At 61.2% G+C, this 15855-nt stretch carries 14 protein-coding genes; 9 read left to right on the top strand and 5 right to left on the bottom strand.

Annotated elements, in window-relative coordinates:
• Positions 1-13: 13 nt before the first annotated feature.
• A complete protein-coding gene (gene coxB, locus GVL52_RS06530) occupies positions 14-907 on the bottom strand; it encodes a cytochrome c oxidase subunit II (protein ID WP_160005057.1) in 894 nt (297 codons plus the stop codon).
• Between the two features lie 339 nt (positions 908-1246).
• Here coxB and GVL52_RS06525 point away from each other — a divergent pair, with 339 nt between their 5' ends.
• The gene (locus GVL52_RS06525) at positions 1247-1846 is read left to right on the top strand and encodes an invasion associated locus B family protein (protein WP_160005055.1); all 600 of its coding nucleotides are present in this window, start codon (positions 1247-1249) and stop codon (positions 1844-1846) included.
• Positions 1847-1967: 121 nt separating this feature from the next.
• On the top strand, positions 1968-3383 hold the full coding sequence (tldD, locus tag GVL52_RS06520; RefSeq protein WP_160005053.1) for a metalloprotease TldD: 1416 nt from the start codon (positions 1968-1970) through the stop codon (positions 3381-3383).
• Between the two features lie 56 nt (positions 3384-3439).
• On the opposite strand, the gene GVL52_RS06515 is transcribed toward tldD, so the two are convergent.
• The gene (locus tag GVL52_RS06515; RefSeq protein WP_160005051.1) at positions 3440-3754 is read right to left on the bottom strand and encodes a pyrophosphatase; all 315 of its coding nucleotides are present in this window, start codon (positions 3752-3754) and stop codon (positions 3440-3442) included.
• A 73-nt stretch (positions 3755-3827) separates the two neighbouring features.
• Complete coding sequence (locus tag GVL52_RS06510; protein WP_160005049.1) at positions 3828-5153, bottom strand: D-alanyl-D-alanine carboxypeptidase family protein; 1326 nt, start codon at positions 5151-5153, stop codon at positions 3828-3830.
• Between the two features lie 231 nt (positions 5154-5384).
• Here GVL52_RS06510 and GVL52_RS06505 point away from each other — a divergent pair, with 231 nt between their 5' ends.
• Positions 5385-6434, top strand: coding sequence for a polysaccharide deacetylase family protein (locus GVL52_RS06505; protein ID WP_160005047.1), 1050 nt, complete (start codon positions 5385-5387; stop codon positions 6432-6434).
• A 241-nt stretch (positions 6435-6675) separates the two neighbouring features.
• Here GVL52_RS06505 and pdxH read toward each other — a convergent pair whose 3' ends face one another.
• Positions 6676-7296, bottom strand: a complete 621-nt coding sequence (gene pdxH, locus GVL52_RS06500) for a pyridoxamine 5'-phosphate oxidase (protein WP_160005045.1) — start codon at positions 7294-7296, stop codon at positions 6676-6678.
• Positions 7297-7362: 66 nt separating this feature from the next.
• Here pdxH and GVL52_RS06495 point away from each other — a divergent pair, with 66 nt between their 5' ends.
• The 4 genes from GVL52_RS06495 (at position 7363) to GVL52_RS06480 (ending at position 10886) form a co-directional block, all read left to right on the top strand.
• Entirely contained in the window at positions 7363-7821 is a 459-nt protein-coding gene (locus tag GVL52_RS06495) for an RT0821/Lpp0805 family surface protein (protein ID WP_160005043.1), read from the top strand.
• A gap of 261 nt (positions 7822-8082) precedes the next feature.
• Positions 8083-9273 carry a DnaJ C-terminal domain-containing protein gene (locus GVL52_RS06490; RefSeq protein WP_160005041.1) on the top strand — a complete coding sequence of 397 codons (1191 nt, stop codon included), beginning with the start codon at positions 8083-8085 and terminating at the stop codon, positions 9271-9273.
• A 122-nt stretch (positions 9274-9395) separates the two neighbouring features.
• On the top strand, positions 9396-10214 hold the full coding sequence (fabI, locus tag GVL52_RS06485; protein WP_160005039.1) for an enoyl-ACP reductase FabI: 819 nt from the start codon (positions 9396-9398) through the stop codon (positions 10212-10214).
• 81 nt (positions 10215-10295) lie between these two features.
• Entirely contained in the window at positions 10296-10886 is a 591-nt protein-coding gene (locus tag GVL52_RS06480; protein WP_160005037.1) for a histidine phosphatase family protein, read from the top strand.
• A 24-nt stretch (positions 10887-10910) separates the two neighbouring features.
• Here GVL52_RS06480 and GVL52_RS06475 read toward each other — a convergent pair whose 3' ends face one another.
• The gene (locus GVL52_RS06475) at positions 10911-11171 is read right to left on the bottom strand and encodes a DUF1344 domain-containing protein (RefSeq protein WP_160005035.1); all 261 of its coding nucleotides are present in this window, start codon (positions 11169-11171) and stop codon (positions 10911-10913) included.
• 242 nt (positions 11172-11413) lie between these two features.
• Between GVL52_RS06475 and GVL52_RS06470 the strand changes: the two genes are divergently transcribed.
• Both GVL52_RS06470 and aroC read left to right on the top strand, forming a co-directional pair.
• Positions 11414-14590 carry an EAL domain-containing protein gene (locus tag GVL52_RS06470; RefSeq protein WP_160005033.1) on the top strand — a complete coding sequence of 1059 codons (3177 nt, stop codon included), beginning with the start codon at positions 11414-11416 and terminating at the stop codon, positions 14588-14590.
• Between the two features lie 158 nt (positions 14591-14748).
• On the top strand, positions 14749-15846 hold the full coding sequence (gene aroC / locus GVL52_RS06465; protein WP_160005031.1) for a chorismate synthase: 1098 nt from the start codon (positions 14749-14751) through the stop codon (positions 15844-15846).
• The last annotated feature ends 9 nt before the right edge of the window (positions 15847-15855 follow it).

The raw sequence follows: 15855 nt of genomic DNA, 5'->3' as shown, positions 1-15855 counted from the left end.
TGTTCCTCTCCCCTTAGTTAGCGACGTTATCGGCGACATCGACGGTCTTTGCGGGACCATCGGTTTCAGCCATGAGGTTCTTGTAAGCACCAGGCAGGTCGGAGGCGGCAGAGGCCATCCACTGCTTGTACTTGTCCTCGGAAACGACGCGAATGGCGATCGGCATGAACGCATGGTCCTTGCCGCAGAGCTCGGAACACTGACCGTAGAACAGGCCTTCGCGCTCGGCGCGGAACCACGTTTCGTTCAGGCGGCCGGGAACGGCATCGATCTTGACGCCGAAGGACGGCATCGCGAAAGCGTGAATGACATCGGTCGGCGCCGAGGTGACGAGAACGCGCACCGTCTTGTTGACGGGCAGCACCAGTTCGTTGTCGACGGCGAGAAGACGCGGATAACGGGCCTTGTCTTCCTTGCCGGCGGCAGCGCGGTCCTGATCCTTCAGGAGATAGCTGTCGAAGGCCAGCGGATTTTCGCCGGAGCCTTCATATTCATAGTTCCACTGCCACTGCGTCGCGGTTGCCTTGATGGTGACATCAGGGTTTTCGGGCAGCGTCAGCTGCGCGGTCAGCAGGTTGAACGAGGGAACAGCGAGAAACAGCAGAACCAGAACCGGCCCGACCGTCCATGCGATTTCGATCAGCGTGTTGTGGCTGGTCTTGGAGGGAACCGGGTTCGCACTGGCCCGGAACTTAAGACAGACGATGATGATAAGAGCCAGGACAAACAGCGTCACGGGAACAATAAACCAGAGGGTATACTGCTCGAACCAGTGAATATCGCGCATGATTGGAGTCGCAGCGGGCTGTAGGGTCGCCTGCCACGGCATCGGTTGGTCGGCATAACTGCCGGAAGCAAAAAGCAGACAGACCATCGCGGCCAGACCTGCACAGGCCTTCTTAATCACGTTTTCATCTCCCTCGAGCGCTGACCTGCATAAAATACCACGCAGAATCCTTGCCATCCTCATGCGCTTCAAACCACAGTTTAAGACTTGCCGCAACAACGCAAAGCGTTTGGCTGTGCGGCATTTTCGCCTCGCTGCACTGTCCTCCAAGCGCACCGAAACCTACCATGTTTTCTGCCATGATACGGAAAATGTCGACGTGGGCCAGCCATGCGTTCCAAGAATAATCAAGAAACGTCCCATTTCCGCCGTAGTCCCCGGCTTTTCAGCGGGTGGGGCTTTTCATTTTGGATGCCCCGCCCCAACTTAGCGGCACTGATTCGAACTGCAGAGGTTTTCATGGGTTTCCGTTCCCTAGCGCGGCCATTTGTGCTGTCAGCATGCGTTGCGGCCGCAGCGATCGCTCCGGCTTTCGCGCAGCAGCCAGCTCCGGCTCCCGCCGCGCCAGCACAACCAGCCCCCGGCGCCCCTGCGGCGCAGGCAATCCCCGGCCAGACACAGCCGCAGGCACCCGGCACCGTCCGCTCCAATCATGGCGCCTGGTCGGTCGTCTGCGACAAGCCGGCCGGCGCTGCCGCCGAGCAGTGCGCGCTGATGCAGAACGTGATTGCCGAAGACCGGCCGGAAGTCGGCCTCTCGGTCGTCGTTCTGAAGACGGCTGACCGGAAGTCGAAGATTTTGCGCGTGCTTGCTCCTCTCGGCGTGCTTTTGCCGAACGGTCTCGGCCTCAATGTCGATGGCAAGGATATCGGTCGCGCCTATTTCGTCCGCTGCTTCGCCGATGGCTGCTATGCCGAAGTCGTGCTCGAGGACGAGCTGCTGAAGACGTTCCGCAGCGGCGCCAGCGCCACGTTCATCGTCTTCCAGACGCCGGAAGAAGGCATCGGCATCCCGGTCGATCTCAAGGGTTTTGCCGAAGGCTACGACGCCCTTCCCTGAGCCTTGGGCCTCACCTTGGCCCGATCCCTGACCTGACCCGATCGCATTCGGCCCTTGCTCGAACCGTCCACCGGACCTACATCGGCTGAAAGCATTTCCTGCTGCAGCGGAGCATAAAGACATGAACACCGATCTCCTCACGCTTTTCGACGCCGACGAAGCGAAGATGCGTTCGCTGGTGGCCGAAGCGCTGTCCGGCGCCGATGATGGCGAGCTCTACATCGAGCACGCCCAGGCGGAATCGCTGATGTTCGACAACGGCCGCCTGAAGGGTGGCAGCTTCAACACAGAGCAGGGTTTTGGCCTGCGCGCCGTGGCCGGCGAAGCGGTCGGCTATGCCCATGCCGGCGACCTGTCGGTTTCGGCGCTGAAGCGGGCGGCCGATGCGGTGGGTGCAGTCACCCGCGGCTATTCCGGCAGCTATGCGGCAGCCCCGCAGGGCACCAACAAGCGACTTTACAGCGACGAGAACCCGATCGGCTCGCCGAGCTTCGAAGAGAAGGTCAAGGTGCTGCAGGACATCGACGCCTATCTGCGCGGCAAGGACGACAAGGTGCGGCAGGTGACGGCGTCGGTCGCTGCCAGCTGGCAGGTTGTCGATATTCTGCGCGCCGATGGCCACCGGGTCCGCGATATCCGGCCGATGACGCGCATCAACATCTCGGTCATGGTTGGCGAAGGCGATCGGCAGGAAAGCGGCTCCTTCGGCAGCGGCGGCCGCGTCGGCTTCGGCGATTTCATTGCCGAGGGCAGCTGGCAGTATGGTGCCGACGAGGCGTTGCGCCAGGCGCTGGTCAATCTCGAGGCGATCGAGGCACCGGCCGGCACGATGGACGTGGTGCTCTCCTCCGGCTGGCCGGGCGTGATGCTGCACGAGGCCGTCGGCCACGGGCTGGAAGGCGATTTCAATCGCAAGAAGACCTCGGCATTCGCCGGTCTGCTCGGCCAGATGGTCGCCGCCCCCGGCGTCACCGTCGTTGACGACGGCACCATCGACAACCGTCGCGGCTCGATCACCATCGACGACGAAGGCACGCCTTCGGCCTATAATGTGCTGATCGAGGACGGCAAGCTGGTCGGCTACATGCAGGACCGCCAGAACGCCCGGCTGATGGGCATGAAAGCGACCGGCAACGGCCGCCGTCAGGGCTATGCCCACGTGCCGATGCCGCGGATGACCAACACCTACATGCTCGGCGGCGACAAGACGCCGGAGGAGATCATCGCTTCCGTGAAGAAGGGCATCTATGCCGTCTCCTTCGGCGGCGGCCAGGTGGACATCACCTCCGGCAAGTTCGTGTTCGGCTGCACCGAGGCCTACCTGATCGAAAACGGCAAGATCGGCCCCGCCGTCAAGGGCGCCATGCTGATCGGCAACGGCCCGGATGCTATGAAGCGCATCTCGATGGTCGGCAACGACATGAAGCTCGATACCGGCATCGGTAATTGCGGCAAGGCCGGCCAGTGGGTGCCGGTCGGCGTCGGCCAGCCACATCTGAGGATGGATCAGGTGACGGTCGGCGGGACGCAGACCTGATTTGATTTGATTTGAAGGAGGTTGCCCGGCCAAACGGCCGGGTGATCCTGTTGGGCTTATGCGGATACATCATCCGGTGAAAACAACCATTTCCGCTCGATCGCCGCCGCCAGATCCAGCTGATTGCGATGCGCGAAAAGCAGGATGTGGCCGAGGACGTCGGCGGTTTCGTCGGCGAGGTCGCGGGCCATCTCCTGGTCGGAGCGGCCCTTGCGGCGTCCCCTGCCGCTGATGCGGTTCCAGGCCTGGGTGAGTTCGCCCATTTCTTCCTGCAATTTCAGCAAAAACCAGTCGGCATCCCGCTCGATGCCGTGTTCGTCGGCATAGCGCGTCGAGGCCTGCTCGAATCTTCGGGCGAGTTCGTCCAGCATCACGTTCTCCTTTTGTTTACAAAGAAGAAGCCTGATTCACCTGTTATGTCCAGATCGCTTGTGATCGGGTGGATCAGCCCTGGTCGGGGAGCAGCATGCAGTCGTAGGAGCGCTTCTTCAGGGCGTCGCAGGCCGATGTTGCGGCATCGCGGCTCTGGAAGCCGACGAAACGGGCGCGGAACACCTGGTTGGCGCCCTTGCCGACCGCTTCCGTGTATGGGGTCGCAGACTTCAGCGCAGCGCCACCTTCGGACTTGGCCAGGGCGAGCAGTGCGCGGGCAGCATCGGCGCTTGGAGCCGCCGAAATCTGGATCTGCCAGTCGCCGGTCGAGGCGACAGCGCCGAGCTGCCGTGTCGATGGCGCCATCTTGGCGACCGGATTGATTTCATCCATGGCAGAGGGACGCTCCATCGGCACGGTATCGCTGAGATAGCCGAGTGCCTTCGGTGCGAGATCGTTGCTGCGTGTTGGTGTTACGGGGGCAATAGCGATTTCGGCACGTGGTGCGGTGACCGGCATCGGCAGGTCGCTGGCGTCGGCGGCAGAGGCCACTTCGACAGGCTCGCGGGAATTGACGCTGGCGACCAGTCTTGCTCCGCCCGAGGACGACGCACGGCCCATGGCCTTGTCGAGCAGGCCTGCCATCTTGTCGTCACGGCTGCGGGCGGTGCGGCCGCCGAGCACGACGCCGACGACGCGGCGATTGCCGTCCTTGACGGCGCTGACAAGGTTGAAGCCCGACGCATTGGTATAGCCGGTCTTGATGCCGTCCATGCCCTGGTAGCGGTACATCAGATTGTTGTGGCCACGGATGTTGCGGCCGCGGAAATTGAAGCTCGCCGTCGAGAACAGGCGATATTCGCGCGGATAGTTCTTCATCAGCGCAATGGCGAGCGTCGACATGTCGCGCGCGGTGGTGACCTGGCGGTTGTCGGGCAGGCCGGAGGCATTGACGAAGACGGTGCGGCTCATGCCGAGCTGGCGGGCCTTCTGCGTCATCATGCTGGCGAAATTGCCCTCCGAACCACCGAGCTTCTCGCCCATGGCGGCGGCAGCGTCGTTGGCGGATTTGGTGATCATGCCGAGGATCGCTTCGCGCACGGTGATCGACGTGCCGGCGCGTGCGCCAAGCTTGGTCGGCGGCCGCGCGGCTGCGTATCTCGACATGACGATCGGGGTGTCCCAGGTGATCTTGCCGCGGTTCAGCGCTTCGAACGCCATGTAGATCGTCATCATCTTGGTCAGCGATGCTGGATGATTGAGGACATCGGCATTTTCGGACGAGAGAACCTTGCCGGTTCTGGCATCGAGGATGAGAGAGGCACTGCCAGCCATAGCCGACAACGGCGCCGCAACGACCAAAGTCGCGGTGATTATCGCGGCCAACAGCTTTCTCATGCACTTCCCCTCAGATGAACGGCCGACCCTCGTCGCCCGGAATTTGTCCCGTTCCGCTACAGAAGGACACAATGTGGCGCGACTTTGCGGCAACGCATACGATTTTTGTCTAATTTTATCTTTTATGGTGAAAAAACCGTAAAGCGCCAATGGAATATTTCGGCGTTCAACAAGACTTAACCCCGAACTTGCTAGTTTCTGGCCTCCAGAAAACCAGCAGACGGAGCGGAGATGACGAGCGCCAAAATGCTGGCAAAGCAAATCGCCATTACCGGCGGGTTGGAAGTTGCCAACCTGTTGCGGGCGACCGGCCTGATGCGCAGCGCCCGCGGACGCGGCGCGATCTTCACGCTGCATCACGTTCGCCCTGCGGAGGCCCCGGCGTTTTCGCCCAATGCGCATCTGGAGATCACGCCGGGATTTCTCGACGCTGTGCTGACGCGGTTGACGAGCGACGGCTACCAGTTCGTCGCGCTGGCCGATGTTCCGGCGCTGATATCGGGACCGGCGCAAAAGCAGCCGTTTGCAGCGTTCACGCTCGATGACGGCTATCGCAACAATCTGGCCTATGCCACGCCTGTGTTCGAGCGGCACGAGGCGCCCTTCACCATCTTCGTCGCCAAGGGCCTGGTCGAGCGGACGCACACGATCTGGTGGGAGACGCTGACGGCGCTGTTGCGCAAGGAAAAGAAGCTGCGCTTCGATTTCGGCGATGGCATGGAGGCCATCGATGTTACAGCGCCTGCAGAAAAGCACTGGGCGTTTGCGCGTTTTGCCCGATACATACACGCCCATGACGAGACGACGGCGGTGCTGGCGGTGGACGCAACGGCGCGGGCACACGGGATCGATCCTGTCGAGATCGTCGATGACCTGGTGATGGGTGCGGCCGAGCTCAACCTGCTCGATGCCAGTCCGCTGGCATCGCTCGGCGCCCATACGGTCAGCCACCGCGCCGTCGCCAGACTTCCGGATGCCGAGGTTCGCGAGGAGATGCTGCGCTCCTCGGATTACGTGGAAGCGATCAGCGGCCAGCGCCCCCGGACATTTGCCTATCCCTATGGAACGCGCGAGGCGGTGACGCAGCAGCAGGCGGCGATTGCCCGCGATCTCGGCTTTGCCCTTGCGGTGACGACGCAGCCCGGTGTCGTCGGCGAGCGGTCACGGGAGAGCATCACCTACCTGCCCCGGCTGTCGATCAACGGGCTCTATCAGAAGACGCGGTATGTCTCGGGCCTTGCATCAGGAATCCCGCTGAAGCTGATGGGCAACCGGGAATGAAGCAACGGCGCGGCCGTCTCTCGATTAGTATCACATCACTTTCTTTTGAACGCCGCGCGAAGCCGGCAAACGCCAAGACTTCGGAAGGGCGACGCAATCGGCCGATTTTCAACCTTACGGGGTCGACGGCAAAGGGCGTCAACATTGGGCCTGCTGCTGCGCTGCGACAAGATGGACGACGCGGATAGACGCCGTCCAACAGTCTGCAGCCTGCTACTCGATCATCGGTGCGACCGCGACCTCAGGGATACATCCGCACCTTGTCCCAGCCGCCTTGCGGCTCACTGCGGCGGAACTCGATGCGGTCGTGCAGCCGGAATTTCTGGTCTTTCCAGAACTCGATCGAGAGAGGCCGGATGCGGAAACCGGACCAATGCGCCGGGCGCGGGATCTCGCCGATCGCATAGCGGGCGGTGTATTCGGCGACGGCCTTCTCCAGCGCGAAGCGGCTTTCGAGCGGTCGCGACTGCTTGGATGCCCAGGCACCGATGCGGCTGCCGCGGGCGCGCGTCTGGAAGTAGGCATCGGCTTCCTCGTCGCTCACCACTTCAACCGGACCGCGCAATCTGACCTGCCGGCGCAGCGTTTTCCAGTGAAAGCACATGGCCGCTTTTTTCTGTCCGAGGACTTCGCGGCCTTTCTGGCTCTCGAAATTCGTGTAGAACACAAATCCGTCCTGATCGAACCCTTTAAGGAGAACCATGCGGACATTGGGAAGGCCGTCTTCATCGACCGTCGCAAGCGCTACCGCATTCGGGTCATTGATCTCGGAGGCCTCGGCTTCCTTCAACCAATCCGCAAAAAGTTGGAACGGCTCGTTTTGCTCGGTGAAGTCACTGGTTGTTAACTCATTTTCCGACATATTAGCTCAAATTCCCCGGGTTTATTCGATAATTGCCCAGCTTCGAACTACTGGACAGGACGCAGGGTGGAAGTCATAGCAAAGTCAGATCGTCATACAAAGGGCCTCAAGCGCCAATGCGCGGCCTTCTGCGTTGTCGGCTTGGCAGTGCTTACCCTCTCCGGCTGCGTTGCCGGCGGCCTCGATATGTTCAGCAGCGCCAAAGTCGATCGCTCGGTTGCCACCGGCACCGTGCCGCAACCGGCACCGACCAGCGATTCGATCTCCGACGAGATGACGGTCGGCAATGCGGTGACGTCGGCAGACATTCACGGGCTTGAAGGCAGGCCGCTTCCCTGGGCGAACGCCTCCACCGGCAGCGCCGGGGTGATCGATACCATCGTCGAGAACAATGAGACCGGCCAGGTTTGCCGCCAGTTCAAGACCACGCGCCACTCCTATGTCGGCATCGCGAAATTCTACGGCAAGACCTGCCTTGTCGGCGGCGGCAACTGGCAGCTGTTGAGTTTCCAGCCGGAAGGCTGACGCCCCTGCCCGGTCGGGACCTGACCGGCATTCCCGCATTTCCTCAATTTTTAGCAAAACAATAACCATTCCGCGTGAAACCGTGGCGTGTTCCCCTGCAGACTAAGGACTGATTAGCAACTTTGCCGGAATGTGGCTCTCATATGTGCGCTGATTTTTCTTCCTGGGGAGCGAACTTCAGCGCAGCAAATGAGTTGTATGGGGGCGTCGGAGTGCTGGACAGACACAAGCACTCCGCATTTGACACCGGCGGTTTGGAACATGCGCGATCCGTATAAGATCTTAGGCGTCAGGCGCGACGCGGGGCAGGACGAAATCAAGGCGGCTTGGCGCAACATGGCCAAGGTGGTCCATCCTGACCATAATCAGGGTGACCCGATGGCAGGCGCGCGCTTTGCCGAGATCGGCCGGGCCTATGACACGCTCAAGGATCCCAAGAAGCGCAGCCTTTTCGACAATGCTGCCCGCATGGCGGAAGCCAAGCAGAACGAAAACACCATCATGCAGCAGCGTCATGCCGCACGCGAAGCCGCGATCCGCGCCAAGCAGGCGCAGGAAAACGCCGAACGCGTGATGGAAGAGCTGGCCCGTGCCGCAGCCCAGAAGGCGGCAGCAGAGGCGACCAAACAACCACAGCAACAACAGCAGGCCGGCGCTGCCGAGCCCGCCGAAGAGATGATCGACCGGATTTTCGGCGCTCAGGCCCGCACCGCCAGCGGTGGCGGCGGTCGTTCGCAGGGCTATTCTGCCGGTGCTGCAAAGCGGCCAGAGCAGGCCAGCGCCGAGAAAAACAGCGATGGCGCCAAGACCGGCGACGCCGCAACTGCGGACACCGAGCAGACGGCCGAAGAGGCGGCTGCGGCGGCCACGAGCGCCGTTCTTCAGCCACTCAGCCTTTTGACATCCCTTGTGCGCCGTTTCACCGGCACCGCGCCCGTGCCCGAGAAGGCACCGGACCAACTCGCCATCGCGACTGTGACCATCGATGATATTCTGAAGGGCAACCGGGTGAACGTCGATCTCGGCGATGGCCGCGACGCCGTCTTTGCGCTGACGCCCGGCACCACCGAAGGTCACACGGTGCGTCTCAAGGGACAGGGACACAAGCTCGTCGGCATGCAGCGCGGCGATGCGGTGATCAGCATCCATATCGCAGCCCACGACGACTTTACCGTCGATGGCTTCGATCTCCACACCGTCCTTCCGGTCACGATCGAAAACGCCGTGCTCGGCACCGATGCCCGCATCGATGGACCGAACGGCCCGCTGACCGTCACCATTCCGGCATGGTCCGGCTCCGACAAAACCATCCGGTTTGCGGGTCAGGGACTGGCCAATGGCGAGGGTGGCAAGGGTGATCTGGTGGTCGAGTTGCGCATTATCCTGTGGGAAAAGCCCGATGACAAGGTCACGGATTTGATGCGGATCATGAAGAACGGGCTGTTTTTGTGAAATTTTGGTGACAAGAGCACCCTTTGTTACGATACCTAACAGTTGATGATTGCTGCCAATCTTGAACCAACTGGCAGCCTATGCCATAGGCAGGACCGATCAACTTCCTTAGGGGGCGAAATATGGCTCAGGCATCAGGCCTCATGTCAGGCAAGCGCGGCGTCGTTATGGGCGTTGCCAACAATCGTTCGATTGCGTGGGGCATTGCCAAAGCTATTCATGCACAGGGCGGCGAGATTGCCTTTACCTATCAGGGCGATGCGCTGAAGAAGCGGGTAGAGCCGCTGGCAGCAGAACTCGGCGGCATTCTTGCCGGACACTGTGATGTCAGCGATGAAGCATCTATCGACGCGGTTTTCGACAATATCGAGAAGACCTGGGGCAAGATCGACTTCATCGTGCATGCGATTGGTTTTTCCGACAAAGACGAACTCACCGGCCGCTACGTCGATACTTCGGCGGATAACTTCGCCAAGACGATGCAGATCTCGGTTTATTCCTTCACCTCGATCGCCCGTCGCGCCGAAAAGCTGATGACGGATGGCGGCTCTATGCTGACGCTGACCTATTACGGCGCCGAAAAGGTCATGCCGAACTACAACGTCATGGGCGTTGCCAAGGCAGCACTCGAAGCCAGCGTGAAGTATCTGGCCGTGGATCTCGGACCGAAGAACATTCGCGTCAACGCCATTTCGGCCGGCCCGATCAAGACGCTGGCAGCGTCCGGTATCGGCGACTTCCGCTATATCCTCAAGTGGAACGAGTATAACGCACCGCTGCGTCGCACCGTGACCATCGAAGAAGTGGGCGATGTCGGCCTCTACATGCTGTCCGACCTGTCGCGCTCGGTCACCGGCGAGGTGCATCACGCCGACAGCGGTTATCATGTTATCGGCATGAAGGCGGTGGACGCGCCTGACATTTCCGTCATAAAAGACTGATCGCACTCTTTTAATGCGTCGTGCTCGCGGCCCCTCCTCGCGCAAGCGATTCAGGGGCCGTGCGCAATACGGAGCCGATCATTGCTTATCTACGTCATTCGACACGGCCAGACAGACTGGAACGCGGAACGTCGCCTGCAAGGGCAAAAGGATATTCCGCTCAATGCCATAGGCCGCGAACAAGCGCGACAGAACGGCATCAATCTCGCTGAAATCCTCAAGGTCGAGGGCATCGCCTTCGATTTCATGGCCAGCCCGCTGGGGCGTACACGCGAGACGATGGAAATCGCCCGCGAGGCGATGAACCTGCCGCCCAAGGACTACCGGACCGACGAACGTCTCGTCGAGGTATCGTTCGGTGACTGGGAAGGCCATACCATCAAGGAACTGAAGGCGACCTCCAAGGATCGCATCGTCGAGCGCAATCTCAACAAGTGGGATTTCATACCGCCGGGTGCCGATGCCGAGAGCTACGAAATCATGTCGTGGCGGGTGGCATCCTGGCTCAACGAGGTTGATCGTCCGACTGTATGCGTCACCCATGGCGGCGTGATCCGCAGCCTGTTCCGGACGATTGCCGATGTGCCGAAGGACGAAGCGGCCGAAGGCGAAATTCCGCAGGATCGTGTTCTGAAGATCGAAACGACAAGCAAGCAAATCGCCTGGATCTGATTGCGCTTATCGGGCGATACCGGATTACTGAACGATGTCGAGATCGTTGATGACGCGCTTGCCATCCACTTCGGTGTAGAAGACGACGACCTTGACGCCGGCCTTCAGGCCTTCGAAGTTGAACTCCTCGGACGCCTGATAGGTTTTTCCGTCGTCGAGCGTCAGGCTCATACTGCTCATATCGACAGTCTTGATCGTCGCCTCGACGTCGGCGCTTTCAGCAAAGCCGCTGATCGGCGACAGAAAGCTTGCTGTGGCCAAAAGTGTAGCAACTACGAAGCGCATGACGGCATTCCTTCGAAAACTCGACTCAAATATCCCATTGCGCATAGATAGCCTCCCGAATATGGCGAAAGTTGCCCTGAACCGTGACCTTCCGCGCCCAATTGATGAAGGGCATTTTAACAACAATCAATAGGGTCCATTCAGCCACGTCACACTTAAGACGCACCTAAAGTACCGCCTGTAGGAAATCGTAAATTAACGCCTTCTGACTACAGTGACCGGGAAAACGGGGAGACTGGGTCTTGCAATTCCGCCTGAAAGATAAGTTCACATCGCGGAAGGCCTTGAGGCATACCCATATCTCGTTTCTGGTTTCCTGCCTCGTTGCCGTCGTGGTGGTCATTGTCGGCTTCACCCTGGACCGCACCAATACCCTTGCCCATCTTCGTGAACTGCAGATCCGCACCGAAAACGAGACCAGCCTGATCCGCGCCCGCGTCACCGCGCAGATCAACATGGACATCACCATCGTGCGTGATCTTTCCAACATGGTGGCGATCAGTTCCAAGGTGAATGCCGAGGAGATGGAGCGCCAGATCACCTGGCTGCTGATCCAGAACCCGCATTTCGTGCACATCGCCGTCGCCCCCGATTTCGTCGTCCGTTCGGTGTTTCCGGCAACCGAGGCAAAACAGCGCCTCGGCCACGACGTCCGCGAGTTCATGATCGAACGGCAATCCGTTGCCCGCACCACCGGCAGCCAGCAGGCACGCTTCTATGGGCCGATCCATGGATCGGACAACAAGGACACGTTCGGGATCTTCTTTCCCGTCTTCGTGAAGGAAGATGGACAGCGCCGCATCTGGGGGGCGGTCGAGGCGGTCATCGATGCCGACATGTTCTACGAGAGCACCGGCCTGAAGCCGGCCCGCGACAGCGAGAACCAGGAGAAATATCCGCATCTCGACCATCTCTCGATCACGCTTCGGGATCTGGGCACGAGCGGTGCTGCGGCGTCTCCGTTTTTCGGCTCACCCGATGTGCTGACGCAGAACCCTCTGACCCGCAACATCACGTTTGCCGGCGGGCGGTGGGAGATCGCTGCGGCACCAAAGGCCAGCTGGAACGCGGCGCCTGAAAACCAGCAGACGCTGCGGCTGATCATTCTGGCCGCGGCCTGCCTGACGATCGTTCCGGTATTTTTCGCCACATTGCTGCTCGGCGAGCGCAACAAGAATATCGGACAGTTGGTGAAGCGCGAGGAAACCCTGCTGGAATTGTCGCAGCGGCTCAATCTGGCACTGGAATCATCCAACATCGGCATCTGGGAACTCAGGGACGCCGGCCAAAGCCTGCTCTGGGACGAGCGCGCCGCCGCACTCCACGGCAAGCAACCGCGCGAAGGCAGCTATTCGATCGACGACTGGCTGGGAACCATCGTTTCCGACGACCGACGCGTCGCCAAGATCCATCTGTTGACCGAGGGCCGGTCCGGTTCGGCCTATACGACGCAGTACCGCGTCGAGCTTGCGGACGGCAGCACCCGCCACCTCAGATCGGTTGGATCGGTCTACAGCGATGCCGCCGGCACCAGCAAGACGATCGGGATCGTCTGGGACGTGACGGCCGACGCCGTGGCGGCGGAGACCCTGCGCCACGCCAAGGATATGAGCGACATCAAGAATGCGGAGTTGGAACTTGCCCTCGACGAGCTTTCACACCGCGAGGCAGAACTCGCCGAATTGTCCGGCAAGCTCGATCTGGCGCTTGATTCCTACCAGTGCGGCATCTGGGAAGCCGCGCTTGGCGAAGAAGGCGGCTCCTACTGGGATGACCGCATGCACGAACTCTACGGCCTTTCACCCGTTGCCGGTTTCATGGACGAAGCGACGTGGCTGTCATGCATCATCGAGGAAGATCGTCCGCTGGCGATCGAAAGCGCGCGCTATTTCAAGGCTATCGGCGACACCCATACACTCGTCTGTCGCGTTCCCACGGAAGACGGCAAGATGCGCTACGTGCGCTCGACCGGCAAGGTCCATGCGACATCGAGCGGCCAGCTGAAGATCATCGGCGTTGCCTTCGACATCACCGAAGACGCGTTGATGACGGCGCAGCTGAAAGCCGCCAAGGACGAGGCGATCGGCAAGAACATCGAGCTCGAGCTCGCCAAAAACCGTATCGAGCACAATTCGCTGCACGACCCGCTGACCGGGCTTGCCAACCGCCGCAAGCTTGACTTTGCACTGGAGCGGCTGACGCAGGACGGCCGCGATATCAGGCAGAAGTTCGCCATCCTCCATATCGACCTCGACCGCTTCAAGGAAATCAACGACACGCTCGGCCATGCCGCCGGCGACGCGATGCTGGTGCATGCCTCGCAGGTCCTGTCGCGCAGCATCCGGCCGAGCGATATCGTGGCGCGCATCGGCGGCGACGAGTTCGTGATCCTGGCGCTGAATGCCAGCGATGCCGAGATGTCGGCGCTGGCCGGCCGGATCGTCGAGGAGATGCGCCAGCCGATCGATTTCCAGGGCTTTGCCTGCCGCTGCGGCGTGTCGATCGGCATTGCGCTGGCGAGCGGCCTCAGGGTCGATGCCCGCAAGGTGCTGATCAATGCCGATATCGCGCTCTACCGCGCCAAGAGCCAGGGGCGCAACCGCTACCAGTTCTTCAATCACAACCTGCAGGCCGACATCATCAACAACAAGCGGCTGGCCGACGAGATCCTGACCGGCATCGAGAACGGCGAGTTCACCGCCTGGTACCAGCCGCAATTCAGCGCCCGCACCATGCAGCTGACCGGCGTCGAGGCGCTGGTGCGCTGGCAGCATCCGTCCAGAGGATTGCTGACTCCGGACAAGTTCCTGAAGATCGCCGAAGAGATCAACGTCGTGCAGACGCTCGACCGCATCGTCCTCGAAACCGCCCTGAAGGACAAGATGCGCTGGACGGCACTGGGGCTCTACGTGCCCAAGGTCTCCGTCAACGTCTCGGCGCGTCGCCTGCATGACGAGACGCTGGCCGATTCGCTGAGCACACTGCAGATCCGGCCGGGCGAGATCTCCTTCGAGCTGGTCGAATCGATCTTCCTCGACGAGAGCGAGGATGTGGCGACCGACAATCTCGAGCGGATCAAGGCGCTCGGCATCGATATCGAGATCGACGATTTCGGCACCGGCCACACCTCGATCGTCAGCTTGCTCAAGTTGAAGCCCAAGCGGCTGAAGATCGACCGGCAGCTGGTGCAGCCGATCATCACCTCGCCACAGGAACGCGCGCTGGTGAGCTCGATCATCGACATTGCCCGCTCGCTCGGCGTCGAGACCGTGGCAGAGGGCGTCGAGACGCTGGCGCATGCCAGCCTGCTGCTCGAACTCGGCTGCGACCTGTTGCAGGGCTACGCATTCTCGCGTCCCCTCTCCTTCGACGACTTCACCGAAGCGGCCACCGGTACGGCCTGGCGGATCGCCTCCTAAGCCACTGTTCTCAATTTGAAGAAACAGCATTTCCCCCACATGACGCTTTGGCGCAAAGAAAGCCTTTTGCCCTCACGGCTTTTGGCCTATGAGTGTCGCGCCTTTTAGAAGAATGGCGCGGCCGGTGACGCCCGGCGGGCGCGATCCGGTCGGAACATATGTCGCACAATACATTCGGTCACCTTTTCCGCGTAACCACCTGGGGCGAAAGCCACGGCCCGGCCCTTGGCTGTATCGTCGATGGCTGCCCTCCCGGCCTGCGCTTCAAGCTCGAAGACCTGCAGGTCTGGCTCGACAAGCGCAAGCCCGGCCAGTCCCGCTTCGTGACGCAGCGCCGCGAGGACGATCTCGTCAAGGTGCTGTCGGGGGTGATGCTCGACGCCGATGGCGAGACGATGATCTCGACCGGCACGCCGATCTCGATGATGATCGAGAACACCGACCAGCGCTCGAAGGATTACGGCGAGATCGCCCGGCAGTATCGTCCTGGCCATGCCGACTACACCTATGACGTCAAATACGGCATTCGCGACTATCGCGGCGGCGGTCGCTCGTCAGCGCGCGAAACCGCGGCACGTGTGGCAGCCGGCGGCATTGCCCGCCTCGTGGTGCCCGGCGTCACCGTGCGCGCAGCGCTGGTGCAGATCGGCAAGCACAAGATCAACCGGCAGAACTGGGACTGGGCTCAGGTCGACAAGAACCCGTTCTTTGCACCGGACCCGGAGATCGTGCCTGTCTGGGAAGAGTATCTCGACGGCATCCGCAAGGCGGGCTCGTCGATCGGCGCTGTCGTCGAAGTCATCGCAGAGGGCGTTCCTGCCGGTTTGGGCGCTCCTATCTACGCAAAACTCGACCAGGACATCGCCTCGCTGCTGATGTCGATCAATGCCGTCAAGGGCGTGGAGATCGGCAACGGTTTCGACGCTGCGGAAATTACCGGCGAAGAGAATGCCGACGAGATGCGGATGGGCAATGACGGCCAGCCGATCTTCCTGTCGAACCATGCCGGCGGCATTCTCGGCGGCATCTCGACCGGGCAGCCCGTGATCGCCCGCTTTGCCATCAAGCCGACCTCGTCGATCCTGACCGAGCGCCAGTCGATCGATGCCGACGGCAAGAATGTCGATATCCGCACCAAGGGTCGCCACGACCCCTGCGTCGGCATCCGTGCCGTGCCGATCGGCGAGGCGATGGTCGCCTGCGCCATCGCCGACCATTATCTTCGTGACCGCGGCCAGACCGGCCGGCTGAAATAGGAATAGTCC

Origin of the sequence: Rhizobium sp. 18055 (assembly GCF_902706285.1) — a bacterium.
Taxonomy (GTDB): domain Bacteria; phylum Pseudomonadota; class Alphaproteobacteria; order Rhizobiales; family Rhizobiaceae; genus Rhizobium.
This window is presented reverse-complemented; position numbering and strand designations above follow the sequence as displayed.

Excerpts from the sequence above, each read along its gene's own strand:
- GVL52_RS06515 (WP_160005051.1), bottom strand. The coding sequence starts at position 3,754 with ATGCTGGACGAACTCGCCCGAAGATTCGAGCAGGCCTCGACGCGCTAT.
- fabI (WP_160005039.1), top strand. The coding sequence starts at position 9,396 with ATGGCTCAGGCATCAGGCCTCATGTCAGGCAAGCGCGGCGTCGTTATG.
- tldD (WP_160005053.1), top strand. The coding sequence starts at position 1,968 with ATGAACACCGATCTCCTCACGCTTTTCGACGCCGACGAAGCGAAGATG.
- GVL52_RS06510 (WP_160005049.1), bottom strand. The coding sequence starts at position 5,153 with ATGAGAAAGCTGTTGGCCGCGATAATCACCGCGACTTTGGTCGTTGCG.
- GVL52_RS06525 (WP_160005055.1), top strand. The coding sequence starts at position 1,247 with ATGGGTTTCCGTTCCCTAGCGCGGCCATTTGTGCTGTCAGCATGCGTT.
- GVL52_RS06490 (WP_160005041.1), top strand. The coding sequence starts at position 8,083 with ATGCGCGATCCGTATAAGATCTTAGGCGTCAGGCGCGACGCGGGGCAG.
- aroC (WP_160005031.1), top strand. The coding sequence starts at position 14,749 with ATGTCGCACAATACATTCGGTCACCTTTTCCGCGTAACCACCTGGGGC.
- GVL52_RS06505 (WP_160005047.1), top strand. The coding sequence starts at position 5,385 with ATGACGAGCGCCAAAATGCTGGCAAAGCAAATCGCCATTACCGGCGGG.
- pdxH (WP_160005045.1), bottom strand. The coding sequence starts at position 7,296 with ATGTCGGAAAATGAGTTAACAACCAGTGACTTCACCGAGCAAAACGAG.
- GVL52_RS06475 (WP_160005035.1), bottom strand. The coding sequence starts at position 11,171 with ATGCGCTTCGTAGTTGCTACACTTTTGGCCACAGCAAGCTTTCTGTCG.